We start from the raw sequence: 25,539 nt of genomic DNA on the forward strand, positions 1-25,539 counted from the left end.
CGTGGCAGCGCCCCGCAACCAACGCAGCCAGCGCCGACGACTCGACGCCGAGCTGGTGCGCCGCAAGCTGGCCCGTTCGCGCGAGCACGCGAGCCAGCTGATCGCCGCGGGCCGGGTGACCGTCTCCGGGACGACCGCCACCAAGGCGGCCACGCAGGTGGAGACCAGCGTCGCGCTGGTGGTCACCGAGGACGACAGCGACCCGGACTACGTCTCCCGCGGCGGTCACAAGCTCGCCGGGGCGCTCGCCGCCTTCACCCCGCTGGGCCTTGAGGTCGCAGGCCGCCGGGCGCTCGACGCGGGCGCCTCCACCGGCGGTTTCACCGACGTCCTGCTGCGCGCGGGCGCCGCCCATGTGGTCGCCGTCGACGTCGGCTACGGACAGCTCGCCTGGTCCCTGCAGAGCGACGACCGGGTCACCGTGAAGGACCGCACCAACGTCCGCGAGCTGACCCTGGACCAGATCGACGGCGAGCCGGTCGACCTGATCGTCGGCGACCTGTCCTTCATCCCGCTGGGCCTGGTGCTGCCCGCCCTGGTGCGGTGCGCGGCGCCCGACGCCGACCTGGTCCTCATGGTCAAGCCGCAGTTCGAGGTCGGCAAGGAGCGGCTCGGCAGCGGTGGAGTGGTCCGCAGCACCGAGCTGCGCGCCGAGGCCGTCCGCACCGTCGCCCAGCAGGCGGCCGCCCTCGGCCTCGGGGTGCTCGGCGTCACGGCCAGCCCGCTGCCCGGTCCCTCCGGCAACGTCGAGTACTTTCTGTGGATGCGCGCCGGGGCGCCGGCACTGGACCCGGCCGATGTCGACCGTGCAGTGGCGGAGGGGCCTCGTTGACCACTTCAGAAGCAGCATCAGCAGCGCAGGGAACAGCAGCGGCACCGCGGGTGTCGGCGGGGGCGCCCGTGGCGGCTCCGGCACCGGTATCGGTGCCGGCGTCCGCGTCGGTGCCGGCACCAGCCGAGGCGGGCGGACGCACCGTTTTCCTGCTCGCCCACACCGGCCGCCCGGCCGCCGTACGCAGCGCCGAACTGGTCGTCCAGGGGCTGCTGCGCAACGGCATCGGGGTGCGGGTGCTCGCCGAGGAGGCCGCGGACCTGCCGCTGCCGTCCGAGGTCCAGCTCGTCGACGGCGGCGCGGACGGCCTGGACGGCTCCGAACTGCTGGTGGTCCTCGGCGGGGACGGCACGCTGCTGCGCGGCGCGGAGTTCGCCCGGGTCTCCGGGGTGCCGATGCTCGGCGTCAACCTGGGCCGGGTCGGCTTCCTCGCCGAGGCCGAGCGGGACGACCTGGACCGGGTGGTGGAGCGGGTGGTCAGCCGCGACTACGAGGTCGAGGAGCGGATGACCCTCGACGTCCTGGTCCGCACCGACGGCAAGGTCGTGCACACCGACTGGGCGCTCAACGAGGCGTCCGTGGAGAAGGCCGCCCGCGAGCGGATGCTGGAAGTCGTCACCGAGGTCGACGGGCGCCCGGTCTCCCGCTTCGGCGGCGACGGAGTGGTGTGCGCCACACCGACCGGCTCCACGGCCTATGCCTTCTCCGCCGGCGGACCGGTGGTCTGGCCCGAGGTCGAAGCCCTGCTGATGGTGCCCATCAGCGCCCACGCGCTGTTCGCCAAGCCGCTGGTCACCGCGCCGGACTCGGTGCTCGCGGTGGAGGTGCAACCGCAGACCCCGCACGGCGTGCTGTGGTGCGACGGGCGGCGCACGGTCGAACTGCCCGCCGGCGCGCGGGTGGAGGTCCGGCGCGGGGCGGTGCCGGTGCGCCTGGCGCGGCTGCACCACGCCTCCTTCACCGACCGGCTGGTCGCCAAGTTCGCGCTGCCCGTCGCGGGCTGGCGCGGCGCCCCGCAGTGACCCGCACGGATGCCTGCTCGGGCGCCCGTTCGTCCAGCGGCCGGGCCCGCCCGTCGCATCACACGCCCTGAACCTCGTAAGGTCATGGGCGTGCTGGAGGAGATGCGGATACGTGCGCTGGGCGTCATCGAGGACGCCGTGGTCGAGCTGTCCCCGGGATTCACCGCGGTGACCGGCGAGACCGGCGCGGGCAAGACCATGGTCGTCACCAGCCTCGGCCTGCTGCTGGGCGGGCGCGCCGACGCGGGCCTGGTGCGGATCGGGGCCAAGGCCGCGGTGGTCGAGGGCCGGATCTCGGTCGACGGGCGGTCGCCGGCGGCGGTCCGCGCCGAGGAGGCCGGGGCCGAGCTCGACGACGGCGCGCTGCTCATCAGCCGGACGATCTCCGCCGAGGGACGGTCCCGGGCGCACGTCGGCGGCCGGTCGGTGCCCGTGGGGCTGCTCGGCGAGCTCGCCGACGAGCTGGTCGCCGTCCACGGCCAGACCGACCAGCAGGGGCTGCTGCGCCCGGCCCGCCAGCGGCAGGCGCTGGACCGCTACGCGGGCGACGCGGTCGCCGGGCCGCTGGAGAAGTACGCCGGCGCCTACCGCAGGCTGCGGGCCGTCGCCGCCGAGCTGGACGAGCTGACCACCCGTGCCCGGGAGCGCGCCCAGGAGGCCGACCTGCTGCGCTTCGGGCTGGACGAGATCGCCGCCGCCGAGCCGCGGCCGGGCGAGGACGCCGAACTCGCCGCCGAGGCCGAGCGGCTCGGGCACGCCGAGGCGCTCGCCTCCGCCGCCACCGCCGCGCACGCCGCGCTGGCCGGCGATCCGGAGGACCTCGAGGGCGTCGACGCGGCCACCCTGGTCGCCGGGGCGCACCGGGCGCTGGAGGCCGTCCGCTCGCACGACCCGGCGCTGGCCCAGCTCGCCGACCGGATCGGCGAGGTCGCCATCCTGCTGTCCGACGCGGCGGGCGAACTGGCCGGATACGCCGACGACCTGGACGCCGACCCGCGCCGGCTGGCCGCCGTCGAGGAGCGGCGGGCCGCGCTGACCCAGCTGACCCGCAAGTACGGCGACACCATCGCGGACGTGCTGGCCTGGGCCGAGGCGGGCGCGGCGCGGCTGGCCGAGCTCGACGGCGACGACGACCGGATCGGCGAGCTGACCGCCGAGCGGGACGCCCTCCGCACCGAGCTGGGCGAACTCGCCCAGACACTCACCGACGCCCGTACCGAGGCGGCCCGGCGGTTCGCCGACGCGGTCACCGCCGAACTCGCCGAACTCGCCATGCCGCACGCCCGGGTGAGCTTCGCCATCCGGCAGACCGAGGTCACCGAGGAGAGCGCGGGCATCGAGGTCGGCGGCCGCGCGGTCCAGTACGGCCCGCACGGCGCCGACGAGGTCGAGCTGCTGCTCGCCCCGCACCCGGGCGCGCCGCCCCGGCCGATCGCCAAGGGCGCGTCCGGCGGTGAGCTGTCCCGGGTGATGCTCGCGGTCGAGGTGGTCTTCGCCGGCTCCGATCCGGTGCCCACCTATCTCTTCGACGAGGTGGACGCCGGCGTCGGCGGCAAGGCGGCGGTCGAGATCGGCCGACGGCTGGCCAAGCTCGCCAGGACCGCGCAGGTCGTGGTGGTCACCCACCTGCCCCAGGTCGCCGCCTTCGCCGACCGTCATCTGGTGGTGGAGAAGACCAACGACGGCTCGGTGACACGCAGCGGCGTCCTTGCGATGGAGGGGGAGGACCGGGTGCGCGAACTCTCCCGGATGCTCGCCGGCCAGGAGGACTCGGCCCTGGCCCGCGCCCACGCCGAGGAGCTCCTGGAAGCCGCCCGCACCACCCGCTGACCGCCCGCCGGCCGCGCCTTGGTGCGAGGCCCGCGTCCCGGTGCGCGGCTCGCGCTTCGCGCTGCCTCGCGGTTGGCCGGGCCTCGCGTCGCCTCCCGGCCGTCCGGCGCTGCGCATCCGCCCGGCGCGTGGTGCTGCTCGAGTTTCGGACGTGCGCATGGGGTGTCACTCGTACGGGTGACGGCGTGGCGGGGTGGGTGAGCCAGGCGCTGCTGGTGTGGCCGGACCTGGTCGGTGAGGGGCGTGGGGACTGGCATCCTGGGCACAGCGCATCACCGAGCGGCGAGGCACGGCGTCCGCGTCCGGCGAGCGGCGTCCGCGTCGCGGCACCGGCGTGGCCCCACCCGCGCCCTCCTTTCGTCCCCGCCCCGACACCGCCTCAGGAGTCTCGCCCGCGTGAGCAGCACACCGGACCCGCCGCCGCACGGGCAGCCGCCGCTGCATGCCGTGCAGGTGCTGGGCAGCGGGGACTCCGGAAGCGGTGTGCATGTGCGCTCCCTGACCGCGGGGCTGGTGGCGCGCGGCGTTCGGGTGACCGTCTGCGGGCCGCGCGAGGCCGAGTACGGATACGGCTTCACCGCGGCCGGCGCGCGCTTCACCCCGTTCGACGCGCGGACCGGAGCCGGCAGCCTCGCGGTGATACGGGCGGTGTGCGCCGAAGCCTCCCTGGTGCACGCCCATGGGCTGCGGCCGGGGCTGCTCGCCGCCCTGGCGCTGCGCGGCCGGCGTACCCCGCTGATCGTCACCTGGCACACCCGGCCGACCGCCCGGCGCGCGGCATCCCGGCTGGTCCGGCTCACCGAGCGGACCGCGGCCCGGGCCGCCACCGTGGTGCTCGGCGCCTCCTCCGATCTGGTCGACCGGGCGCGCCGGCGCGGTGCCCGGGACGCCCGCCTGGCGCCGGTCGCGGTGCCCGCGCCCGGACCGGTGCCCGCGCGGGAGGACGGCTGGCGGCAGAAGTTCCGCGCCGAACTGGGGGTCCTGGACCGCCCGTTGCTGGTCACGGTCGGCCGGCTGGAGGAGGGCCGCGGCTTCGGCCCGCTGTTGGACGCCTCGCGTGCCTGGCTCACCCTGGACCCGCCGCCGCTGCTCGTGGTGGCGGGGGAGGGGGCGGGGCGGGCCGAGTTGCAGCACCGGATCACCGCCGAAGAGCTGCCGGTGCGGCTGCTGGGCCGCCGTGACGACGTCCCCGAGCTGCTCGCGGTCGCCGACGTCGCCGTGCTGTGCAGCCCGTGGGAGGCGCGGCCGCTGCTGGCGCAGGAGGCGCTGCACGCCGGGGTGCCGCTGGTGGCCACCGCGGTCGGTGGCGTCCCGGAGCTGGTGGGGGAGGCGGCCGACCTGGTGCCGTACGGCGATCCGGTGGCTCTGGGGGCGGCGGTGACCCGGCTGCTGGCCGATCCCGGCCGCCGCGCCCGGCTGGCTCGGGCGGGCCCCGCGCAGGCCGCCGGCTGGCCCACCGAGGACGACACGGTCGCTCATGTGCTGCGTGTCTACGACGAGTTGGCGCAAGGGTGAGGCGTGCGCGGCCGCGCCGGGCGGAAAGTCCGAGCCGCTGCGCGGAGGGTTGACGCGCGCGCCGTGGGTGGGCAAGGTGCTGGCACTGAGAGAGCGCTCTCACGACGCTTCCGGCGCCTCCCGGTCCGGGCCGCCCGGCCTGCCCCTGCCCGCGCCACGGGATCCGGCCCGCCTGGTGGATCCGGTGCGCCGCCGGCGTCGACACCCCCCACACCTCGCTGAGGAGCTGCGACATGCGCCCAGACCGAACGGGTTCCCCAGACCGAACGGATCCCCTCGCCCGAACGGGTTCCCCCGCCCGAACGGGTTCGCTCGCCGCCCGGCATGTCGCCGGGATGCCGCTCAGCCGCCGGAAACTGCTCGGCGGGCTGGCGGCGGGCACGGCCGCCGCCGGCGGGCTCGCCCTCGTCGGCGGCCGCGCCCAGGCCACGCCGTCTGGCGCCACCCTGCCGCTCACCGTGGTCAACCGGACCGGCGAGTTCGGCAATACGTCGATATGGCTGTACATCGTCGGCAACCAGGACGGGCGGCAGGTCCGGGTGACCCCGGACGGCGTCCTCGCGCCCGTCTCGCCGGCCGACAACGGCCCCGACGGCTTCACCGACTACGCCATTCCGCTCAGCCCCACCGGTGACACCCGGCTGACGCTGCCGCGGATGTCCGGACGGATCTACGTCGCGCTCGGCGCCAGACTCAGGTTCAAGGCGGTCACCGACGGGGCGGGCCGCCCCGCCCTCCAGTACCCGGCCGGCTGGGTGAGCGGCGACCCGAACGACCAGGTCCTGCACGACTGCGCCGAGTTCACCTTCAACGCCGCGGGCATGTTCTGCAACACCACCATGGTCGACATGTTCAGCGTTCCGCTGGCCATCCGGCTCACCGGCGCCAAGGACCAGACGACCGGCACCCTCAAGGACGGCGCCCGCGCTCGGGTCTTCGCCACGCTGGCCGCCGTCGAGGAGTTCGCGCCGCTGATCACCGGCAGCGACCTGCGTGTGATCGCACCCGGCCACGGCCTGGACGCCGGGCGCTTCCCCCGCGACTACCTGGCCGGCTACATCGACCAGGTCTGGGACGCCTACACCGCCCGCGACCTCACCGTCACCACCAACGCCGGGACCTTCACCGGCCGGGTCAGCGCCGGACGGCTGACCCTCAACGGGCCCGGCACCGTCTCCTTCGCCAAGCCCTCCACCCGGGACGTGCTCTTCTGCGACGGAGCACTGGCCGCGCCCAACGACGGGGTGAGCGGGCCGGTCGCGGCCATCCTCGGCGCGGCCTTCAACCGCACCACCCTGCACGACACCCCGGCCCAGCCCACCACCGACCCGGCCGGCTTCTACCGGCCCGCGGTCACCCACCACTACGCCAAGGCGATGCACGCGGCGACGGCCGACGGCAGGGCGTACGGCTTCGCCTTCGACGACGTCGCCGACTTCGCGTCCTACATCCAGGACACCGCGCCGACGGGGATCACGCTCACCCTGACGCCGTTCTGACCGACGCCGATCCGACCGGTGCCGGATCCGTCACTGCGCGTGGCGACGGGCCTGGAGGGCCAGGCCGAGGGCGAGCATGGTCTGCGGGTCTTCCAGGTCGCTGCCGAGCAGCCGCGCGATCCGCGCCAGCCGGTCGTACAGCGTCTGCCGGTTCAGATGCAGCTCCCGCGCGGTCTCCGCCTTGCGCCCGGCGTGGGCGAGATACGCCTCCAGGGTGGGGATCAGCGGCGGCCGCGCGGTGCGGTCGTGGGTCAGCAGCGGCCCGATCACCCTGTCGACAAAGGCGGCCAGGTCGCCGTGCTCGCGAAGTCGCCACAGCAGTACGTCGACTTCGGTGCGGCGCACGTCGTGCCACGGCCGGTCCGCCAGCCCCTGCGCCGCGCACGCCGCCTCCGCCGCGTGCCGCAACTCCCCGCCGACCGTCTCCCAGCCGCCGGCCACGCCCACCACCACGGTCGGCGGCCGGGAGCCCGCCCGCTCCGGCCAGGCCCGCCCCACCCCGGCGCGCAGCGCCGCCGCGACCCGCTCGGCGACCGGGACCCGCTCGGCCACGTCCCGCAGTCCGACCAGCAGCGGTACGCGGCTCTCCGGCAGCCGGACGCCCAGCAGCACCGGCACCCCGGCGGCCGCCAACTCCTCCTGCACGGCGTGCGCCAGCGCCGCCCAGCTCTCCTGCGGGCCGGCCGGCAACCCTGCCGACAGCCGCGTCGACACCCGCACCACCACCGGCAGCAGCAGCCCGTCCGGCGGCGGCCGGAAACCCAGCACCCGGGCCTGCGCGGGCGCGTCGGACGCCTCGATCCGCCCCTCGGCGAGGTCGGTGAGGAAGTCCCCCCGGCCGCGCGCCGCCAACTCCTCCTCCTGACGCGCCTGGAGCAGCACCACGGCCAGCAGGTCCGCGGTCCGCTCGGCGGCGATGCGGTGCACCGGGGCCAGCTCCCCGGCCACCGGAAGCACCGTCAGCCGGGCCCGCGCCGAGCTTCCGGGCCCCGGGCCGCCGCCGGGGACGTCCACCAGCACACTGCCGGCCGGCGGCTCGGGGCGGCGCGCCGCCCGCTGCGCCATCAGCCCCTCCCACACCTGGAGCGGGTCGGCCATGCCCGGCTGGGCCGCAGGCCCCGGTCCGGCGGCGTAGAGCAGCTGTCCGTCGGGCGTCTCCAGGAAGACCGGGTTGCCCGCGAAGGCCGCGAAGAGCCGCAGGATCTCCGGCACCCCGCCGCCGCCCAGCAGTGCCTGGGTGCACTGCCGGTGCACCTCCTCGGCGCGCCGCAGCAGGGCGTAGTGCTCGTTGATGATCTCGGTGTGGATCTCCTCGGTGACCGCCACGAACGGCACCTCGCGGCGGAGCTGCACCAGGGGCAGCCCGCAGCCGCGGGCGGTGTCCACCACCGCGGCGGGCAGCGTGGTGAAGCGGGAGCCCAACTCCACCACCAGGGCGGCGATCTTCCGCTCGGCGAGGGTGCGGACGAAGGCGCGCTGCTCGGCCGGGCGCGGCCCGAGCCCCAGGCCGGTCGTCAGCAGCAGCTCGCCGCCCCTGAGCAGGGAGGCGATGTTGGGCACCTCGCCGGCGTGCACCCACCGCACCGGCCGGCGCAGCTGGTCGGCGGCGGCCACCACCTCGGGCAGGCCGCGGCGCAGCGCGGGAAGCTCCAGCGCCCGCGCCACGGTGATGGCGCCCTGGGGGTCCCCGCGGACGACGTCCGGGGGCGGGGGTCCCCCTGGGGGCACCTCCCGGACGAAGTCTGGGGGAGGTGGCTGGGGGAGGCCGGGCGCGATCTCTTCGCCGCTCACGTGTCCGACGGGATGGTCGTCGTTCAGCCGCCGTACGCGCCGGAGGCGGTCAGGCGCAGTGCGGTGTCGATCAGCGGCACGTGGCTGAACGCCTGCGGGAAGTTCCCCACCTGGCGCTGGAGCCGCGGGTCCCACTCCTCGGCGAGCAGCCCGAGGTCGTTGCGGAGCGAGAGCAGCTTCTCGAACAGCTGCCGGGCCTCGTCCACCCGGCCGATCATCGCCAGGTCGTCCGCGAGCCAGAACGAGCAGGCCAGGAAGGCGCCTTCATCGCCCTCGAGGCCGTCCACGCCCGCCTCCTCGCCGGCCGTGGGGTAGCGCAGGACGAAGCCGTCCGGGGTGGACAGCTCGCGCTGGATCGCCTCGATGGTGCCGATGACCCGCTTGTCGTCCGGCGGCAGGAAGCCCATCTGAGGGATCAGCAGCAAGGAGGCGTCCAGCTCCTTGGAGGGGCCGTCCTCGCCGTAGTACTGGGTGAAGGTGTTGCGCTGCGGGTCGTAGCCCTTCTCGCACACCGTCCGGTGGATCTCGTCGCGCAGGTCGCGCCAGCGCTCCAGCGGCCCGTCCACCTCACCGGACTCGATCAGCTTGATGGTGCGGTCCACCGCCACCCAGGCCATGACCTTGGAGTGCACGAAGTGGCGGCGCGGGCCGCGCACCTCCCAGATGCCCTCGTCCGGCTCGTCCCAGTGGTCCTCCAGGTAGTTGATCAGCTTGATCTGGAGCAGCTGTGCGTAGTCGTTGCGCGCCAGACCGGTCATGTGGCCCAGGTGCAGCGCCTCGATGACCTCGCCGTAGACGTCCAGCTGGAGCTGGCCGGCGGCGCCGTTGCCGATGCGTACCGGCTGGGAGCCTTCGTAGCCGGGCAGCCAGGGCAGCTCGTTCTCGCCCAGCTCCCGCTCGCCGGCGATGCCGTACATGATCTGGAGGTTCTCCGGGTCGCCGGCGACCGCGCGCAGCAGCCACTCACGCCAGGCGCGGGCCTCTTCGCGGTAGCCGGTGCGCAGCAGCGAGGAGAGGGTGATCGCCGCGTCCCGCAGCCAGGTGAAGCGGTAGTCCCAGTTCCGGGAGCCGCCGATGTCCTCGGGCAGCGAGGTGGTGGGGGCGGCGACGATGCCGCCGGTGGGGGCGTAGGTCAGCGCCTTGAGGGTGATCAGCGAGCGGATCACCGACTCGCGGTAGGGGCCGTGGTACGTACAGTGGTCGACCCACTCGCGCCAGAACTCCTCGGTCGCCTCCAGCGCGCCCTCCGGGTCGGGCAGGCCGGGCGGCTCCTTGTGCGAGGGCTGCCAGCTGAGGGTGAAGGCGACGCGGTCACCGGGCGCGATGGTGAATTCGGAGTAGGTGGTCAGGTCCTTGCCGTAGGTGTCGGCCTCGGTGTCCAGCCACACCGAGTCGGGGCCGGCCACCGCGACGGTCCGGCCGTCGATCTGCTGCACCCAGGGCACCACCCAGCCGTAGGCGAAGCGCATCCGCAGCGCGGAGCGCATCGGCACCCGGCCGCTGACGCCTTCCACGATGCGGGTCAGCTGCGGGGCGCCGTCGCGCGGCGGCATGAAGTCGGTGATCCGGACCGTGCCGCGCTGGGTGTCCCACTCCGATTCCAGGATGAGGGAGTCGCCGACGTAGCGGCGGCGGGAGGCGGGCGGCGGGGTGGAGCCTGCGGGGTGGGCGGGGCCGAGCCGCCAGAAGCCGTGTTCCTCGGTGCCCAGCAGCCCGGCGAAGGCCGCGGGGGAGTCGAAGCGCGGCAGACACAGCCAGTCGACCGTGCCGTCCCTGCACACGAGCGCGGCGGTCTGCATGTCCCCGATGAGTGCGTAGTCCTCGATGCGCCCGGCCACCTGCATCCCCATTCGAACGGCCTCGCCCCGCGGGGCGCGTTTTTGCGGTCTCGGATTACCCGACGAGCTCGTCTTCCGGGGCGTTACAGACAGGTAGAAGCCTGGTAGGTGCCTTGCCGACCGCAGCTCGCAGCGTGTGTGTCCGAGCAGGATACGACTAAGGCCGGTGCCGCGCTGGCCTCGTTCCACAATGTGGCTGGGCCGTTCGAGTGGTCGAACACGGCCGGTCTTCGCAGGGTTCCCACACCCTCCGCACGCGTCGCCGGACGCGGCCGCCCCGGGGCGCTGATACCCTGGTAGCCCGTGGACCGGTGGGCACGACAACCCCCGAACCGCAGCGACGGCACCACCCCTGGAATTACCAGTGAACCAGGGAATGAGCCGATCCGCTTCTCACCTCGCGACCACGGGAGCCCCCCTTTGGCACTTGCCGCTAAGCCCATGACGACCAAGCACATCTTCGTCACCGGGGGTGTCGCTTCCTCACTCGGCAAAGGCCTCACCGCCTCAAGCCTCGGTGCCCTGCTCAAGGCGCGCGGTCTGCGCGTCACCATGCAGAAGCTCGACCCGTACCTGAACGTCGACCCCGGCACCATGAACCCGTTCCAGCACGGCGAGGTCTTCGTCACCAACGACGGCGCCGAGACCGACCTGGACATCGGCCACTACGAGCGCTTCCTCGACGTCGACCTCGACGGCTCCGCCAACGTCACCACCGGCCAGGTGTACTCCCAGGTCATCGCCAAGGAGCGGCGCGGCGAGTATCTGGGCGACACCGTCCAGGTCATCCCGCACATCACCAACGAGATCAAGCACCGCATCCGGCGGATGGCCACCGACGACGTCGACGTGGTGATCACCGAGGTCGGCGGCACCGTCGGCGACATCGAGTCGCTGCCCTTCCTGGAGACCGTCCGCCAGGTCCGCCACGAGGTCGGCCGGGACAACGTCTTCGTCGTCCACATCTCGCTGCTGCCGTACATCGGCCCCTCCGGCGAGCTGAAGACCAAGCCCACCCAGCACTCGGTGGCCGCGCTGCGCAACATCGGCATCCAGCCGGACGCCATCGTGCTGCGCGCCGACCGCGACGTGCCGACCTCCATCAAGCGCAAGATCTCGCTGATGTGCGACGTCGACGAGGCCGCGGTGGTCGCCGCCATCGACGCCAAGTCGATCTACGACATCCCCAAGGTGCTGCACACCGAGGGCCTGGACGCCTACGTCGTGCGCAAGCTGGACCTGCCCTTCCGCGACGTGGACTGGACCGTCTGGGAGGACCTGCTGGACCGGGTCCACAACCCCGACCACGAGGTCACCGTCGCGCTCGTCGGCAAGTACATCGACCTGCCCGACGCCTACCTGTCGGTCACCGAGGCGATCCGGGCCGGCGGCTTCGCCAACAAGGCCCGCGTCAAGATCAAGTGGGTCACCTCGGACGACTGCAAGACCCCGGCCGGCGCGGCCAAGGTCCTCGGCGACGTCGACGCGATCTGCGTCCCCGGCGGCTTCGGCGAGCGCGGGGTCAACGGCAAGGTCGGCGCGATCACCTACGCCCGGGAGAACAAGATCCCGCTGCTCGGCCTCTGCCTGGGCCTGCAGTGCATCGTGATCGAGGCCGCGCGGAACCTCGCGGGCATCGAGGGGGCCAACTCCACCGAGTTCGAGGCCGCCGCGAGCGACCCGGTGATCTCCACCATGGCCGAGCAGCTCGACATCGTGGCGGGCGAGGGCGACATGGGCGGCACCATGCGTCTGGGCATGTACCCGGCCAAGCTCGCCGAGGGCTCGATCGTCCGCGAGGTCTACGACAACGAGCCGTACGTCGAGGAGCGCCACCGCCACCGCTACGAGGTCAACAACGCCTACCGCGGTGAGCTGGAGAAGAAGGCGGGCATCGTCTTCTCCGGCACCTCCCCGGACAACAAGCTCGTCGAGTACGTCGAGTACCCGCGCGAGGTGCACCCCTACCTCGTCGGCACCCAGGCGCACCCCGAGCTGCGCTCCCGCCCGACCCGTCCGCACCCGCTCTTCGCGGGTCTGGTGAAGGCGGCCATCGAGCGCCGGCAGACCGCGCAGGGCTGACCGATACGGTGGTGAGATGCCGGGGTGCGCGCCGCTGCGGTGCGCACCCCGGCATCCGTTTCACATGAGCACTGGCTGGCACTGGCTAAGGACGGCACGCATGGGCATCCAGGACACCCCCGAGGAGTGGCAGGTCACCGAGACCGCCACCCCCTTCACCGGCAACAAGACCGGTGTGCGCACGGACCGGGTGGTCATGCCCGACGGCAGCAGCGTCACCCGCGACTACCAGGTGCACCCCGGCTCGGTCGCCGTCCTCGCCCTCGATGACACCGGCCGCGTCGTCGTGCTGCGCCAGTACCGGCACCCGGTGCGTCACAAGCTGTGGGAGATCCCGGCCGGGCTGCTGGACGTGCCCGGGGAGAACCCGCTGCACGCCGCCCAGCGCGAGCTGTACGAGGAGGCGCACGTCAAGGCGGAGGACTGGCGGGTGCTCACCGATGTGTTCACCTCGCCCGGCGGCTGCGACGAGGCGGTGCGGATCTTCCTCGCCCGGCAGCTCTCCGCGGTGGAGGGGGACCGCTTCGAGGTCTTCGAGGAGGAGGCCGACATGGAGCTGGCCCGGGTCCCGCTGGACGAGCTGATCAGCGGCGTCCTCGCGGGCGAGCTCCACAACACCTGCCTGGTCGTGGGCGCCCTGTCGCTGAAGGCCGCGCTGGCGGCCGAGGGCGGCCTGGACGCGCTGCGCCCGGCGGACGCCCCCTGGCCGGCCCGGCCCTACGAGGCGTAGCCCCGGCGAGGCGTACTGCCGGAGGCCACGCGCTTGGAGGCGGCCCCGCGAGGCGGTTCCTCGCGGGGCCGCTTCGTGCTCCAGCAGTGGCCGCCTCCTCGCTCCGGCCGGGGTCACCTTCGTGCTCCGGCAGTGGCTGCTTCGTGCTCCGGCCGGGACCGGCGCCGGTGCGAACATCGGTGGATCCGATCAGGTGATCTTTCTCCGGTGGTGTCGGCCGGGAGTGCCCAGCGCATGACTCCGGGTGAACTACGCTCGTCCAGACCCGGACCGCGGCCGCGGTCGGGCTCAAGGGCGCAGGTGGACGGGAGTGGGGCCCGTGGCGGAGCAGGCGGTCGGCACGGAGGGCGCGACGAGCACGCCCCGGAACCGGCGGCCGGTCGCCGCTGACCCCGGCAGCCAGGTGGCCCCGGAGGACGGTCGTACCGACTCGGCCGGGAGCCACGCAGGGGCCGACGGGGCCAACGTGACGGCCGGCAGGAGCCATGGAAGGGCCGACGGGGGCCGCGTGATGACATCCGGAACCGCCGTCCCCCAGCCGCCGCCTGCCGGATCCGGGAAGCCGGCGTCCGGCACCTCCCAGCCGACGTCCGGCACCTCCCAGCCGGCACCCGGCACCTCCAAGCCGGCGCCCGGGGCGGGGCAGCCATCGGCCGGTCCGGACCGGCGCCGGTCGGCGACGGCGACGCGGCCCGGCGGGGTCGGCTCCCGGGTGCGTTTCCTGGCGTCGGCGGGCGCCGGGTTCGTGGGACGGCGGCGGGAGCTGGCCGCGCTGCGGTCCGACATCGGCCGGGCCGGTCTCGACACCATCGCCGGCCGTACGGTCCCGCGCGGCCGGGTGCTGCTCATCGCGGGACGGCCCGGCTCCGGGCGCACGGCGCTGGCCGAGGAGCTCGTCCAGCGGCTGCGCGGCGACTACCCCGACGGCTTGCTGCGGATCCGCCTGACCACCTCCGGCGGCGAGCCGGTGCTGCCCACCCGCGCCGCCCGGCAGCTGCTGGACGCGATCGGCGCCACCGCCCATCCCGGCGCGGACGAGGAGGAGCTGTCCGAGCGGCTGCGTACGGCCTTCGCGGGGAAGCGGGCAATCCTGCTCTTCGACGACGCGGACAGCGCCGAGCAGGTGGATCCGCTGCTGCCGCACGCGCCGGACTGCCTGGTCGTCGCGGTCTCCCGCGGCCCGCTGACCGGCATCCCCGACGTCCGGCCCTGCACCCTGGGCGGGCTGGACTCAGATGCCGCCCTGGACATGCTCGTGCAGTACGCCGGGCCGACCCGGATCACCTGCGACCCGGTGGCTGCCGAGTCCCTGGTAGAGGAGTGCGGGGGACAGCCCGCCGCGCTGGCGCTGGTCGGCGGCTGGCTCGCCGCCCGGCCCCAGGCGTCCGTCGCCGATGTGGCCAAGCGGCTGCGCGAGCAGCAGCCCGGGCCCGGCGCGCACGAGTACACCGGACGGTCGCTGGCCCGCGCCTTCCGGCTGGCCTACGAGTCCCTGCCGGGCCCGGCCGCCCGGATACTGCGGCTGCTCGCGCTCGCCCCGGACGCCACCGCGGACGCGCTGAGCGCCTCCGCGCTGGCGGGCTGCTCGGTGTCCGCCGCCCAGGCCACGCTGGAGGAGTTCGTCGCCCACGGGCTGCTGCGGCGGCTGCCGGCCCCGGCCCGTACCGGTCAGCCCCAGCCGGCCGGCGGCGGCACCGCGCCACCTGATCCCGAGCCCGGCCCCGAGGCGGCCCGTCCGGACGCGGCCGGCGGTGACGCCCCGCGCCCCGAAGGGGCGCGATCGCAGACGGCGGGTGCCGACGCGGCGGGCGGCGACCCGCGGCGGGCCGGCTCCTCGGCCGTCCCCGGCGCGGCGGCCGAGCCGTCCGCGTACCCGGTGGCCGGGCCGGCCCCCGGCGCACTGCGGGCGCCGGGGGCGTCGACCGGGCACCGCTATCAGCTGCCCGGCTGCCTGGAGCCGCTGATGCACACGGTGCTGCGGGAGCAGGAGCGCCGGACCGAGGTGGACCTGGCCCGCGCCCGGATGCTGGAGCGGACCGTACGGCAGCTGCACGCCTGCCGGCTGGCGGCCGAGACCGCCGATCCGGAAGCCCGCGGGAAGCTGGACACGATGCCCAGGGCGCTGCGGTTTCCGTCGCCGGCCGCCGCGCGGGAGTGGCTCGACGAGCGGCTGGGGGAGCTGCACGAGGCGGCCCGGCTGGCGGTGGAGGACGGCGGGCTCGACACCCTGGCCCGCCGGCTGGTGGCCGCCCTCACCCAGGCGCTGGTGGTGCACCGGGGTGCCGCGGGCGCCGCGCCGGAGCTGTACGAACTCCATCAGCTGGTGCTGGACGTGGCCGAGCGCGGCGGGCTGGCCCTGGAGGAGGCGGCGGCACTGCTGAACCTGGGCGACCTGGACGCGCGGGCCGGGCGGACCACCGAGGCGCTGGCCCGGTACAAGGGTGCGCTGGAGGCGGCGCGGATGGCCGGCGACCCGTACGCGACCGGGCGTTCGCTGGAGTCCATCGGCAGCACCTACCAGGAGCTGCGCGACTGGAACCGGGCCGCCGACTGGTACGGCCGGGCCCTCGCCCAGTACCTGACGCGCCGTGACCTCGCCGCCGAGGCCCGGCTGTACGCGCGGCTCGGCGCTGTCCACACCTATGCCGGGCGGTGGGGCGAGGCGCTGCGCGGCTGGCGCGCGGCGGCCGCGGCCTGCCGCCGGCTGGGCGATCTCACCGGGCACGCCCGGGCGCTCAGCGAGACGGCCCGGGTGCAGGAGTACGCGGGGCGGCCCCGGGAGGCGCTGCGCACCTGCCTGGAGGCGGTGGAGAGCGCGCGGCGGGCGGGGGACCTGCGGCTTCAGGCGGCAGTGCGGATGCGGACCGCGGACACCCTGGAGCGGCTGGGCGAGGGAGGGGCGGCTGAGCTGCACCGGAAGGCCGCGGAACGGCTGCTGGCCCGCGCGTCCGGGGGCGAAGCGGAAGATCCGGAAGATGCGCCAGAGCCTACCTACGAAATCAGTAGTAGCTCCGCGAAAGATTGATGCAAACAAAGGCTAGACAGCGCGACATCCTTCATTAGACTGGCTGACGTAGCGACCCCCGCTCACTCTTCCGTCATGTTCGAACATGTCGGTAATGCCAGGAACCCCCCAGATTCAAGGACCGTGATCGACGTGAAGGTCGGCATCCCCCGCGAGGTCAAGAACAACGAGTTCCGCGTGGCCATCACGCCCGCCGGCGTGCACGAGCTCGTCCGCAACGGCCACCAGGTCTTCGTCGAGCAGGGCGCCGGTCTCGGCTCCTCCATCACGGACCAGGAGTACGTCTCCGCCGGTGCGACGATCCTCGGCACCGCCGACGAGGTCTGGGCCACCGCCGACCTGCTGCTGAAGGTCAAGGAGCCCATCGCGGAGGAGTACCACCGCCTCCGTAAGGACCAGACCCTCTTCACCTACCTGCACCTGGCCGCCTCCCGTGAGTGCACGGACGCGCTGCTGGAGTCCGGCACCACCGCCATCGCCTACGAGACGGTGGAGACCGCGAACCGCGCGCTGCCGCTGCTCGCCCCGATGTCCGAGGTCGCGGGCCGGCTCGCCCCGCAGGTCGGCGCCTACCACCTGATGCGCGCGGCCGGCGGCCGTGGCGTGCTGCCGGGCGGCGTCCCGGGCGTCTCCGCCGGCAAGGCCGTGGTCATCGGCGGCGGCGTCTCCGGCTGGAGCGCCACCCAGATCGCCGTCGGCATGGGCTTCCACGTGACCCTGCTCGACCGGGACATCAACAAGCTGCGCGAGGCCGACAAGATCTTCGGCACCAAGGTGCAGACGGTCGTCTCCAACGCCTACGAGCTGGAGAAGGCCGTCGTCGAGGCCGACCTCGTCATCGGCGCGGTGCTCATCCCGGGTGCCAAGGCCCCGAAGCTGGTCACCAACGAGCTGGTCGCCAAGATGAAGCCGGGAAGTGTCCTTGTCGACATCGCGATCGACCAGGGTGGCTGCTTCGAGGACTCGCGTCCCACCACGCACGCCGAGCCGACCTTCAAGATCCACAACTCGATCTTCTACTGCGTCGCCAACATGCCGGGCGCGGTGCCGAACACCTCCACCTACGCGCTGACCAACGCCACGCTGCCGTACATCGTGGAGCTGGCGAACCGCGGCTGGCGCGAGGCGCTCCGCCGTGACCAGGCGCTGGCCAAGGGCCTCAACACCCATGAGGGACAGGTCGTTTACGGTCCGGTGGCCGAGGCGCACGGGCTGCCCAGCATCGAGCTCTCCACCCTGCTCGGCTGAGTCGGGCGGTTGTTCGGTCCGTCAACCGGAAGCGTCAACACGGCGTAGCAGGCCGGGTCTTGCCAGAGGCGGGACCCGGCCGCAGCCATGCCCGTACACACCCGAAAAGTGATGGTGTGTGTCTTTCGTGAGGCTCGGTCAAGTCGCCGCGAAGGTATCGCTTTAACCGGTTCGCGGGCCCGACGAAACGTCTCCGACAGGGTGGTTGGACTCTTGACATCCGGGCGTTCGGTTGCCGACACATCCCGCCGTGTCCGGCGGATTGTGTTGCTGTGAACCGCCGACACGCCATAGAGTCGCAAACCGTCGGCATGGTGTCACGCTGACCAATCGAGAAATTTCCTGGTCACCAAGGAGGTAGGACGACTTGTGAATGAGTCGACATTTTCTCCCGGGGGTGGTCAACCAGGATCGGCTGCGCGGGGCCAGACTCCTCCGGGACTCGCGGCTGTCGGCTCCGTCGCTGTCCAAACAACCGCCACTCACCAGAGCATGACGACAGCCCACCAGAGCATGGATGGCCACAACGTGAACGCCATGGCCGGCGATCAGCGCGGCATGGATCCCGCCCTCGCCGACTACGACCTGCCCGAAGGGCACTTCTACGACCCCGACGCGGAGTACGAGCCCGACCCCGAGTACGCGGCCACGCTCGCTCCGGACGCCGCCCGCCAGCGCCGGGAGCGCATCGGCCCGACCGGCCGGCCCCTCCCGTACTTCCCGATCCCCGGGCCGCTCACCGACCACGGCCCCGCGAAGATCATCGCGATGTGCAACCAGAAGGGCGGGGTCGGCAAGACCACCTCGACCATCAACCTGGGTGCCGCGCTCGCCGAGTACGGACGCCGGGTGCTGCTCGTCGACTTCGACCCGCAGGGGGCCCTCTCGGTCGGCCTCGGGGTCAACCCGATGGAGCTGGACCTGACGGTCTACAACCTGCTCATGGAGCGGGGCATGTCGGCCGACGAGGTGCTGCTGAAGACGGCCGTGCCCAACATGGACCTGCTCCCCAGCAATATCGATTTGTCAGCCGCTGAAGTGCAGTTGGTCAGCGAGGTCGCCCGTGAGTCGACCCTCCAGCGCGCGCTCAAGCCGCTGATGGCCGACTACGACTACATCGTGATCGACTGTCAGCCCTCGCTGGGCCTGCTCACGGTGAACGCGCTCACCGCCGCGCACAAGGTGATCGTGCCGCTGGAGTGCGAGTTCTTCGCCCTGCGCGGCGTGGCCCTGCTCACCGAGACCATCGAGAAGGTCCAGGAGCGGCTCAACCCCGATCTGGAGCTGGACGGCATCCTCGCCACGATGTACGACTCGCGCACCGTGCACAGCCGCGAGGTGCTGGCCCGCGTGGTCGAGGCGTTCGACGACCACGTCTACCACACGGTGATCGGCCGCACGGTCCGCTTCCCCGAGACCACCGTCGCGGGTGAGCCCATCACCACCTACGCGTCCAACTCCGTCGGCGCCGCCGCCTATCGCCAGCTCGCCAGGGAGGTGCTCGCCCGGTGTCACGCCGAGTGAGTCTGCCAGGCGCTGACGAACTGTTCCGTACCACCGGGGGGATGGGCCTGCAGGCTTCGCCACCGTCGTCCTCCCGCCGGCCGGCGGCCGGGGAGGCCGCCCGGGTGCCGGGCCCGGCCGGCGAGAGCGACCCCGCGGCCGCCGACGCGCCCGGCGGCGCGACCGAGGCCGCCCCGGCCGCGGGCCGCCCCGCGGCGCCGGGATCCGAGGAGCACGGCGGACGGGAGACCGGACCGCAGGACGCGCCCGGCGACCGCCGCGCGGCGCCCGGTCCGGACCGGGCGGGCAGCCGCCAGCCACAGGACGCCGCCGGGCATGGGCAGGCCGGCCAGGCGGCCCAGGCCGGGCAGCCCGGACAGGCCCGCCGCCGCGGCGGCCGCACCGCCGGGCGCCGGCCCAGCGGCCGGGAGCGCCACGACGAGAAGATCACGGTCTATGTCTCCGCCGAGGAGCTGATGGACCTGGAGCACGCGCGGCTGGTGCTGCGCGGCGAGCACGGGCTCGCGGTCGACCGCGGCCGGATCGTCCGGGAGGCGGTCGCGGTCGTGCTGGCCGACCTGGAGTCGCGCGGCGACGCGAGCATCCTCGTGCGCCGTCTGCGCGGGCGCTGACGGTAGCCTGCGGGCTGCCGCCCGTGCCCGTACGCCCCCTGGACCGCGATGCCCCCGTCAGACGACTCCGCCCCCGCTCCTGCCCGCCGCCGCGCGCTGGGGCGGGGCCCGGGGGCAGCACCGCCGTCCGCGCCGGCCGCCGCCGAAGCGGTGGAGACCACTGAGCACGAGCCCCGCCCCTCCCACGCCCCGGCCCCCGCCGTGGCCGAAGCCCCGGCCCCCGCTGAGCCCGGCCCCGCCGAGGCGGCGGACGAGGACACCTCCGAGCCCCCTGCCCCGTCCGGCTCCGCCGAGCCGGCAGCGGGCGAGCCCGTCGAGGCGGTGGACGAGGACACCTCCGAGCCCCTGGGCCCGTCCGGCTTCGACGAGGCGGCTGACGTGGGCAGGCCCGCGCGGACCGGTGTCGCCGGGGCTGGGGCTGAGGGCCGGGGGGACGGTGCCCCTGGAGAGGCGCGGGACGGGGCGGGGGAGGACCGGCCGAGGGGCGAGGACGGCCGGTTCACCGTGCGGCTGGCCAACTTCGAGGGGCCCTTCGACCTGCTCCTCCAGCTGATCTCCAAGCACAAGCTGGACGTCACCGAGGTCGCCCTCTCCAAGGTCACCGACGAGTTCATGGCGCACATCCGCGCCATGGGACCCGACTGGGACCTCGACCAGACCACCGAGTTCCTGGTGGTCGCCGCGACCCTGCTGGACCTCAAGGCGGCCCGGCTGCTGCCCGCCGCCGAGGTCGAGGACGAGGCGGACCTGGCCCTGCTGGAGGCCCGGGACCTGCTCTTCGCCCGGCTGCTGCAGTACCGCGCGTACAAGCGCGTCGCGGACATCTTCAGCGAGCGGATGGACGCGGAGGCCCTGCGCCACCCGCGCACCGTGGGGCTCGAGCCCCACCACGCCGACCTGCTCCCCGAGGTCGTCATCAGCATCGGCGCCGAGGGCTTCGCCAGACTCGCGGTGAAGGCGATGCAGCCCAAACCCGAGCCGCAGGTCTACGTCGACCACATCCACGCCCCGCTGGTGAGCGTCCGTGAGCAGGCCGAGGTGATGGTGGCCCGGCTGCGGGCGGCCGGCGAGGCGAGTTTCCAGGAGCTGACCGAGGACGCCCCGGACACCCTCACCGTGGTGGCCCGCTTCCTGGCGCTGCTGGAGCTCTACCGCGAGAAGGCGGTGGCCCTGGACCAGACCGAGGCGCTCGGGCCGCTGCTGGTGCGGTGGGCCGGGGACGCGGTCACCCAGCCGCTGGTCACCGACGAGTTCGACCGGGAGCCGGAGCCGGACCCCGAGGAGGAGAAGAGATGAGCGAGGAGATCCCCCAGGGGCCGCGCACGGTCGCGGACCTCGACCTCAAGCCCGCCCTGGAGGCGGTCCTGATGGTGGTCGACGAGCCCGCCACCGAGGAACACCTCGCCAAGATCCTCCAGCGGCCCCGGCGCGAGATCGCCGACGCCCTGCGCGAGCTGTCGGACGAGTACACCCTCCAGCGCCGCGGCTTCGACCTGCGCCACATCGCCGGAGGCTGGCGTTTCTCCACCCGCCCCGAGTACGCGGCCGCCGTCGAGGGCTTCGTCCTCGACGGCCAGCAGGCCCGCCTCACCCAGGCCGCGTTGGAGACCCTCGCGGTGGTCGCGTACCGTCAACCGGTCAGCCGTTCCCGCGTCTCGGCCGTCCGTGGTGTCAACTGCGACGGCGTGATGCGGACCCTCCTGCAGCGGGGCTTGGTGCAGGAGGCGGGCACGGAACCCGAAACAGGTGCGATCCTGTACAGGACGACGAACTACTTTCTGGAGCGGATGGGCCTGCGCGGCCTGGATGAGCTCCCCGAGCTCGCGCCCTTCCTCCCCGAGGCGGACGCGATCGAGGCAGAGACACAAGAGGGTGTGCCGTCGTTCGATCCGGACGGACCGGACACCGACGCAGACCACACGACGACGACGGAACTTTGATGCGAAGCAGCGGCAGGAACAGCGGTAGCGGCAACCGGGGCCAGCGGGGCACGGGCGCGGGACGCCCCCGGCCGGGCGCCGCGGGGCGGCGTGACGACAAGCAGGGGCAGCGCCCACGCCGGCCCCGGCCCGAGGAGCGCCGCTACGACGTGGACGGCATGGCCGGTTCCGCCGAGGACGGCGGCCGTAAGAGCGGCGGCGGCGCCCGCGGCACGTCCGCGCGCGGCGGCGCCAAGGGCGGCCCCAAGGCCCCCCAGGGCGGCACCCGCGGCGGTGCGGGCCGCGGCCGGCAGGGCAGCCCGTCCCGCCCCCGCGAGCTGGACGCGAAGATCGAGCAGCGCAACCGCGACCGGTACGCCGACAAGCCGCAGATCAAGACCCCCAAGACCTTCCCCGGGGCGGAGCAGGAGGGCGAGCGGCTGCAGAAGGTGCTGGCCCGCGCCGGAATGGGCTCGCGCCGCGCCTGCGAGGAGCTGATCGACCAGCGCCGCGTCGAGGTCAACGGCAAGATCGTCACCGAACAGGGGCTCCGGGTCGACCCGGAGAAGGACGAGATCAAGGTCGACGGGCTGACCGTCGCCACCCAGTCCTACCTCTTCTTCGCGCTGAACAAGCCGGCCGGCGTGGTCTCCACCATGGAGGACCCGGACGGCCGCCAGTGCCTCGGCGACTACGTCACCAACCGGGAGACCCGGCTCTTCCACGTCGGCCGTCTCGACACCGAGACCGAGGGCATCATCCTGCTCACCAACCACGGCGAGCTGGCCCACCGCCTCACCCACCCCCGGTACGGCGTGCAGAAGACCTATCTCGCCGCCATCCAGGGCCCGCTCCCGCGCGAGCTGGGCAAGCGGCTGAAGGACGGCATCCCGCTGGAGGACGGCTACGCCCGCGCCGACCACTTCCGGGTCGTGCAGAACACCGGCAAGAACTACCTGGTCGAGGTGACCCTGCACGAGGGCCGCAAGCACATCGTGCGCCGCATGCTCGCGGAGGCCGGCTTCCCCGTCGACAAGCTCGTCCGCACGCACTTCGGGCCGATCGCGCTCGGCGACCAGAAGTCGGGCTGGCTGCGGCGGCTGACCAACACCGAGGTCGGCATGCTGATGCGCGAGGTCGATCTGTAGCATCCGCGCGCCGGCCGCCGAAGCCGGCGCCTGGCTGCGGCCAGGCCCCGGACACCGCCGGGGCCCGGCCACCGAAGCCAGGGCCCGGTTGCGGCCAGGCCCGGCCATGGCGGACCCGGCTCAGGCCGGCTTGGGCTACGACCACACGGCGAGCCCGGTGGCGCGTCCCTCCGCGTCCCGCTCGACCTCCAGTATCCCGACCACCGCGGTGCGGATGATGTGCCCGTAGACGTGCGGGAACAGGGTCGTGGCAGGGACTCCGGGGGGCGGCGCGGGGTCCGCCGCCTCCCAGCGCACCATGACGTCGAGCCTGTGCTCGTCGATCATCAGGACCATCAGCGGCCCCGGAGTCTCCCGGTAGAAGGCGCCGGCGACGGCCAGCGTGGTGCTCTCGTCCGGGGAGCAGTGCACGAAACCGTCCTCCGCCAGGGTCGGTGGGGCGTAAGGGCGGTCCGGAGCGACCAGCCAGTCGTCGAGGCGCACCAGGTGGAAGATCATGCCCATCGTTGTACCGGACTTCGTGCCCGTCCGTCTCGCGTAGCGGGCGCGGCAGCAACCTCCCGACCAGCTCGTTAGGCTGATCAGGCAGCAAGGGACGACGCGCGTGTGCAGGGGAGCGAAGAGACGTGGCGGTACGAGCGGTCCGAGGGGCGGTCCAGCTGGACCGGGACGAAGCGGAGCACATGCATGAGCGGGTCTCCGACCTGCTCACCGCCATCCTGGAGCGCAACGGGCTCACCCCCGAGGATCTGATCAGCGTGTGGTTCACCGCGACCCCGGATCTGCACTGCGATTTCCCGGCCGTCGCCGCGCGCCGGATCGGCATCACCGACGTGCCGCTGATCTGCGCGCAGGAGCTGGACATCGCGGGAGCCATGCCGCGGGTCGTGCGGATCCTCGCCCACGTCGAGACCGACCTGGCCAGGTCCGAGGTCGCCCATGTCTACCTGGGCGCCGCGGCCGCTCTGCGCAAGGACATCGCCCAGTGAGAACCGCCCTCGTCATCGGCACCGGCCTGATCGGCACCTCGGCGGCGCTCGCCCTGGCCGGCCGCGGCGTCCAGGTCCACCTCAGCGACCACGACCCGAGCCAGGCGCGGACCGCCGCGGCCCTGGGCGCGGGCACGGACGCGGCACCGGAGGGCCCGGTCGACCTGGCGGTCGTCGCCGTGCCGCCGGCGCACGTCGCGGCCACCCTGGCCGAGGCGATGCGCCGGGGCGTGGCCCGCGGCTACATCGACGTCGCCAGCGTCAAGGGCACACCGCGCCGCGAGCTGGCCGCGCTCGGCTGCGACCTCACCCGCTACCTCGGCACGCACCCGATGGCGGGCCGGGAGCGCTCCGGGCCGCTGGCGGCCACCGCGGACCTCTTCGAGGGCCGCCCCTGGGTGCTCACGCCCACCAGCGGCCCCTCCGGCTCCACCGACACCGAAGTGCTCAACCTCGCCCTGGAACTGGTCGCGCTCTGCCGCGCCGTCCCGGTGGTGATGGACGCCGACGCGCACGACCGCGCCGTGGCCCTCGTCTCGCACACCCCGCAGCTGCTGTCCAGCATGGTCGCGGCGCGGCTGGAGAACGCCGACGAGACCGCGGTACGGCTGTGCGGCCAGGGCATCCGCGACGTCACCCGGATCGCGGCCTCCGACCCGCGCATGTGGATCGAGATCCTCTCCGCCAACCCGGGGCCGGTCGCCGACGTGCTCGCGGCCGTCGCCACCGACCTGGACGAGACGGTCCGCGCGCTGCGGGCCCTGGAGTCCGCCGACGAGGCCAGGCGGCAGGCCGGCGCGGGCGGGATCGAGGACGTGCTGCGGCGCGGGAACGCGGGCCGGGACCGGGTGCCGGGGAAGCACGGCGCGGCACCCGCGGCCTACGAGGTGGTGGCCGTGTACATCGGCGACCAGCCCGGCGAGCTGGCCCGGATCTTCGCCGACGCCGGACGGGCCGGGGTCAACATCGAGGACGTGCGGATCGAGCACGCCACCGGCCTCCAGGCCGGAGTGATCCAGCTCATGGTGGAGCCCAAGGCGGCCCCCGGTCTGATCGCGGCGCTGCGCGAGCAGGGCTGGTCCATCCGGCAGTAGACCGCCCCGGGGCGCGGGCGGCGGGCGGCGGCCACCGGCCGACTGTCCGTGGCGGTCGTGCGAACCAGTAACCTTGTCCGAGGTGCCGTAACGGCCCGCGAACCCCGCCCCGCGCACATGGAAGGTGTCAGTCACCGTGGAAACCGTCGACCGGACCGCCCCGGCAGCAGTGATTGTCGCGATCGACGGCCCCGCGGGCACCGGCAAGTCGAGCACCTCCAAGGCCGTCGCCGCCGAGCTGGGCTTCGGTTACCTGGACACCGGCGCCCAGTACCGCGCGATCACCTGGTGGATGCTGAACAACGGCATCGACGTGGCCGACGCGGAGGCCATCGCGGTCGCCGCGGCCAAGCCGGTGATCGTCTCCGGCACCGACCCGGCCGACCCGACCATCACCGTGGACGGGGTGGACGTCGCCGCTCCCATCCGCACCCAGGAGGTCACCTCGAAGGTCAGCGCGGTCAGCGCGGTCCCGGAGGTGCGGACCCGGATCACCGAGCTGCAGCGGTCCATCGCGGCCGGCGCCGAGCGCGGCATCGTCGTCGAGGGCCGGGACATCGGCACCACCGTCCTGCCCGACGCCGACCTCAAGATCTTCCTCACCGCCTCGGCCGAGGCGCGTGCCGCCCGCCGCAGCGGTGAGCTGGGGGGCAAGGAGGCCGCCGACCTGGCCGCCACCCAGGCCGCCCTCGCCAAGCGGGACGCCGCCGACTCCGGCCGGAAGACCTCCCCGCTGGCCAAGGCCGACGACGCGGTCGAGGTGGACACCACCGACCTGACCCTCCAGCAGGTCATCGAGTGCGTGGTCACCCTGGTCGAGGAGAAGCGGCAGGCCCAGTGAG

The 25,539-nt window shown here is 73.8% G+C and carries 20 protein-coding genes; 17 read left to right on the plus strand and 3 right to left on the minus strand.

The genetic code is table 11. From position 1 onward, the window contains the following. The first annotated feature begins 1 nt into the window (after position 1). The 5 genes from AC4BDD_RS23895 to AC4BDD_RS23915 all read left to right on the plus strand — a co-directional run bounded on the left by AC4BDD_RS23895 (position 2) and on the right by AC4BDD_RS23915 (position 6,698). The gene (locus AC4BDD_RS23895) at positions 2-832 is read left to right on the plus strand and encodes a TlyA family RNA methyltransferase (protein WP_490687513.1); all 831 of its coding nucleotides are present in this window, start codon (positions 2-4) and stop codon (positions 830-832) included. 110 nt (positions 833-942) lie between these two features. Further along, positions 943-1,854 carry an NAD kinase gene (locus tag AC4BDD_RS23900; protein WP_490687514.1) on the plus strand — a complete coding sequence of 304 codons (912 nt, stop codon included), beginning with the start codon at positions 943-945 and terminating at the stop codon, positions 1,852-1,854. A 102-nt stretch (positions 1,855-1,956) separates the two neighbouring features. Beyond that, complete coding sequence (gene recN, locus AC4BDD_RS23905; protein ID WP_490691918.1) at positions 1,957-3,684, plus strand: DNA repair protein RecN; 1,728 nt, start codon at positions 1,957-1,959, stop codon at positions 3,682-3,684. Positions 3,685-4,080: 396 nt separating this feature from the next. Further along, entirely contained in the window at positions 4,081-5,199 is a 1,119-nt protein-coding gene (locus AC4BDD_RS23910; RefSeq protein ID WP_490687515.1) for a glycosyltransferase family 4 protein, read from the plus strand. A gap of 335 nt (positions 5,200-5,534) precedes the next feature. Then, positions 5,535-6,698, plus strand: a complete 1,164-nt coding sequence (locus tag AC4BDD_RS23915; protein WP_490687516.1) for a glycoside hydrolase family 64 protein — start codon at positions 5,535-5,537, stop codon at positions 6,696-6,698. A gap of 30 nt (positions 6,699-6,728) precedes the next feature. On the opposite strand, the gene AC4BDD_RS23920 is transcribed toward AC4BDD_RS23915, so the two are convergent. Together AC4BDD_RS23920 and AC4BDD_RS23925 are read right to left on the minus strand one after the other, a co-directional pair. Then, on the minus strand, positions 6,729-8,426 hold the full coding sequence (locus tag AC4BDD_RS23920) for a PucR family transcriptional regulator (protein ID WP_490691919.1): 1,698 nt from the start codon (positions 8,424-8,426) through the stop codon (positions 6,729-6,731). Between the two features lie 86 nt (positions 8,427-8,512). Beyond that, positions 8,513-10,327 carry a glycoside hydrolase family 15 protein gene (locus AC4BDD_RS23925; protein WP_490691920.1) on the minus strand — a complete coding sequence of 605 codons (1,815 nt, stop codon included), beginning with the start codon at positions 10,325-10,327 and terminating at the stop codon, positions 8,513-8,515. Between the two features lie 441 nt (positions 10,328-10,768). On the opposite strand from AC4BDD_RS23925, the gene pyrG reads away from it, so the two are divergent. From pyrG to AC4BDD_RS23970, 9 genes are all read left to right on the plus strand, one after another. After that, entirely contained in the window at positions 10,769-12,409 is a 1,641-nt protein-coding gene (gene pyrG / locus AC4BDD_RS23930; RefSeq protein WP_490687517.1) for a CTP synthase, read from the plus strand. A 100-nt stretch (positions 12,410-12,509) separates the two neighbouring features. Then, entirely contained in the window at positions 12,510-13,139 is a 630-nt protein-coding gene (locus AC4BDD_RS23935; RefSeq protein ID WP_490687518.1) for an NUDIX domain-containing protein, read from the plus strand. 511 nt (positions 13,140-13,650) lie between these two features. After that, positions 13,651-16,164 (plus strand): tetratricopeptide repeat protein, encoded by a 2,514-nt coding sequence (locus tag AC4BDD_RS23940; RefSeq protein ID WP_490687519.1) that lies wholly within the window; start codon positions 13,651-13,653, stop codon positions 16,162-16,164. A gap of 132 nt (positions 16,165-16,296) precedes the next feature. Continuing rightward, entirely contained in the window at positions 16,297-17,412 is a 1,116-nt protein-coding gene (ald, locus tag AC4BDD_RS23945) for an alanine dehydrogenase (RefSeq protein WP_490691921.1), read from the plus strand. Positions 17,413-17,904: 492 nt separating this feature from the next. Next, positions 17,905-18,936, plus strand: a complete 1,032-nt coding sequence (locus AC4BDD_RS23950) for a ParA family protein (protein ID WP_490687520.1) — start codon at positions 17,905-17,907, stop codon at positions 18,934-18,936. A 41-nt stretch (positions 18,937-18,977) separates the two neighbouring features. Beyond that, positions 18,978-19,547, plus strand: coding sequence for a hypothetical protein (locus AC4BDD_RS23955; RefSeq protein WP_490687521.1), 570 nt, complete (start codon positions 18,978-18,980; stop codon positions 19,545-19,547). 48 nt (positions 19,548-19,595) lie between these two features. After that, the gene (locus tag AC4BDD_RS23960) at positions 19,596-20,843 is read left to right on the plus strand and encodes a segregation and condensation protein A (protein WP_490687522.1); all 1,248 of its coding nucleotides are present in this window, start codon (positions 19,596-19,598) and stop codon (positions 20,841-20,843) included. After that, on the plus strand, positions 20,840-21,487 hold the full coding sequence (gene scpB / locus AC4BDD_RS23965) for an SMC-Scp complex subunit ScpB (RefSeq protein WP_490687523.1): 648 nt from the start codon (positions 20,840-20,842) through the stop codon (positions 21,485-21,487). Before AC4BDD_RS23960 ends, scpB begins: the two co-directional genes overlap by 4 nt. Continuing rightward, positions 21,487-22,614: a pseudouridine synthase gene (locus AC4BDD_RS23970; protein ID WP_490687524.1), complete on the plus strand. Its 1,128-nt coding sequence runs from the start codon at positions 21,487-21,489 to the stop codon at positions 22,612-22,614. The genes scpB and AC4BDD_RS23970 overlap by 1 nt, the downstream gene beginning before the upstream one ends. Before the next feature lie 135 nt (positions 22,615-22,749). Here AC4BDD_RS23970 and AC4BDD_RS23975 read toward each other — a convergent pair whose 3' ends face one another. Next, positions 22,750-23,112: a DUF952 domain-containing protein gene (locus AC4BDD_RS23975; protein WP_490687525.1), complete on the minus strand. Its 363-nt coding sequence runs from the start codon at positions 23,110-23,112 to the stop codon at positions 22,750-22,752. 128 nt (positions 23,113-23,240) lie between these two features. Between AC4BDD_RS23975 and aroH the strand changes: the two genes are divergently transcribed. The 3 genes from aroH (at position 23,241) to cmk (ending at position 25,538) form a co-directional block, all read left to right on the plus strand. Beyond that, the gene (gene aroH / locus AC4BDD_RS23980; RefSeq protein ID WP_490687526.1) at positions 23,241-23,603 is read left to right on the plus strand and encodes a chorismate mutase; all 363 of its coding nucleotides are present in this window, start codon (positions 23,241-23,243) and stop codon (positions 23,601-23,603) included. Next, positions 23,600-24,697 carry a prephenate dehydrogenase gene (locus AC4BDD_RS23985; RefSeq protein WP_490687527.1) on the plus strand — a complete coding sequence of 366 codons (1,098 nt, stop codon included), beginning with the start codon at positions 23,600-23,602 and terminating at the stop codon, positions 24,695-24,697. Before aroH ends, AC4BDD_RS23985 begins: the two co-directional genes overlap by 4 nt. Positions 24,698-24,821: 124 nt before the next feature. After that, on the plus strand, positions 24,822-25,538 hold the full coding sequence (gene cmk / locus AC4BDD_RS23990) for a (d)CMP kinase (RefSeq protein ID WP_490687528.1): 717 nt from the start codon (positions 24,822-24,824) through the stop codon (positions 25,536-25,538). The last annotated feature ends 1 nt before the right edge of the window (position 25,539 follow it).

This window comes from Streptomyces sp. JLBT605 (assembly GCF_058215555.1).

Coding starts and splice junctions, on each gene's coding strand:
- recN (WP_490691918.1), top strand. CDS start 1,957: ATGCGGATACGTGCGCTGGGCGTCATCGAGGACGCCGTGGTCGAGCTG.
- AC4BDD_RS23915 (WP_490687516.1), top strand. CDS start 5,535: ATGCCGCTCAGCCGCCGGAAACTGCTCGGCGGGCTGGCGGCGGGCACG.
- pyrG (WP_490687517.1), top strand. CDS start 10,769: ATGACGACCAAGCACATCTTCGTCACCGGGGGTGTCGCTTCCTCACTC.
- AC4BDD_RS23935 (WP_490687518.1), top strand. CDS start 12,510: ATGGGCATCCAGGACACCCCCGAGGAGTGGCAGGTCACCGAGACCGCC.
- AC4BDD_RS23940 (WP_490687519.1), top strand. CDS start 13,651: ATGACATCCGGAACCGCCGTCCCCCAGCCGCCGCCTGCCGGATCCGGG.
- AC4BDD_RS23950 (WP_490687520.1), top strand. CDS start 17,905: ATGACGACAGCCCACCAGAGCATGGATGGCCACAACGTGAACGCCATG.
- AC4BDD_RS23955 (WP_490687521.1), top strand. CDS start 18,978: ATGGGCCTGCAGGCTTCGCCACCGTCGTCCTCCCGCCGGCCGGCGGCC.
- AC4BDD_RS23960 (WP_490687522.1), top strand. CDS start 19,596: ATGCCCCCGTCAGACGACTCCGCCCCCGCTCCTGCCCGCCGCCGCGCG.
- scpB (WP_490687523.1), top strand. CDS start 20,840: ATGAGCGAGGAGATCCCCCAGGGGCCGCGCACGGTCGCGGACCTCGAC.
- AC4BDD_RS23970 (WP_490687524.1), top strand. CDS start 21,487: ATGCGAAGCAGCGGCAGGAACAGCGGTAGCGGCAACCGGGGCCAGCGG.
- AC4BDD_RS23975 (WP_490687525.1), bottom strand. CDS start 23,112: ATGATCTTCCACCTGGTGCGCCTCGACGACTGGCTGGTCGCTCCGGAC.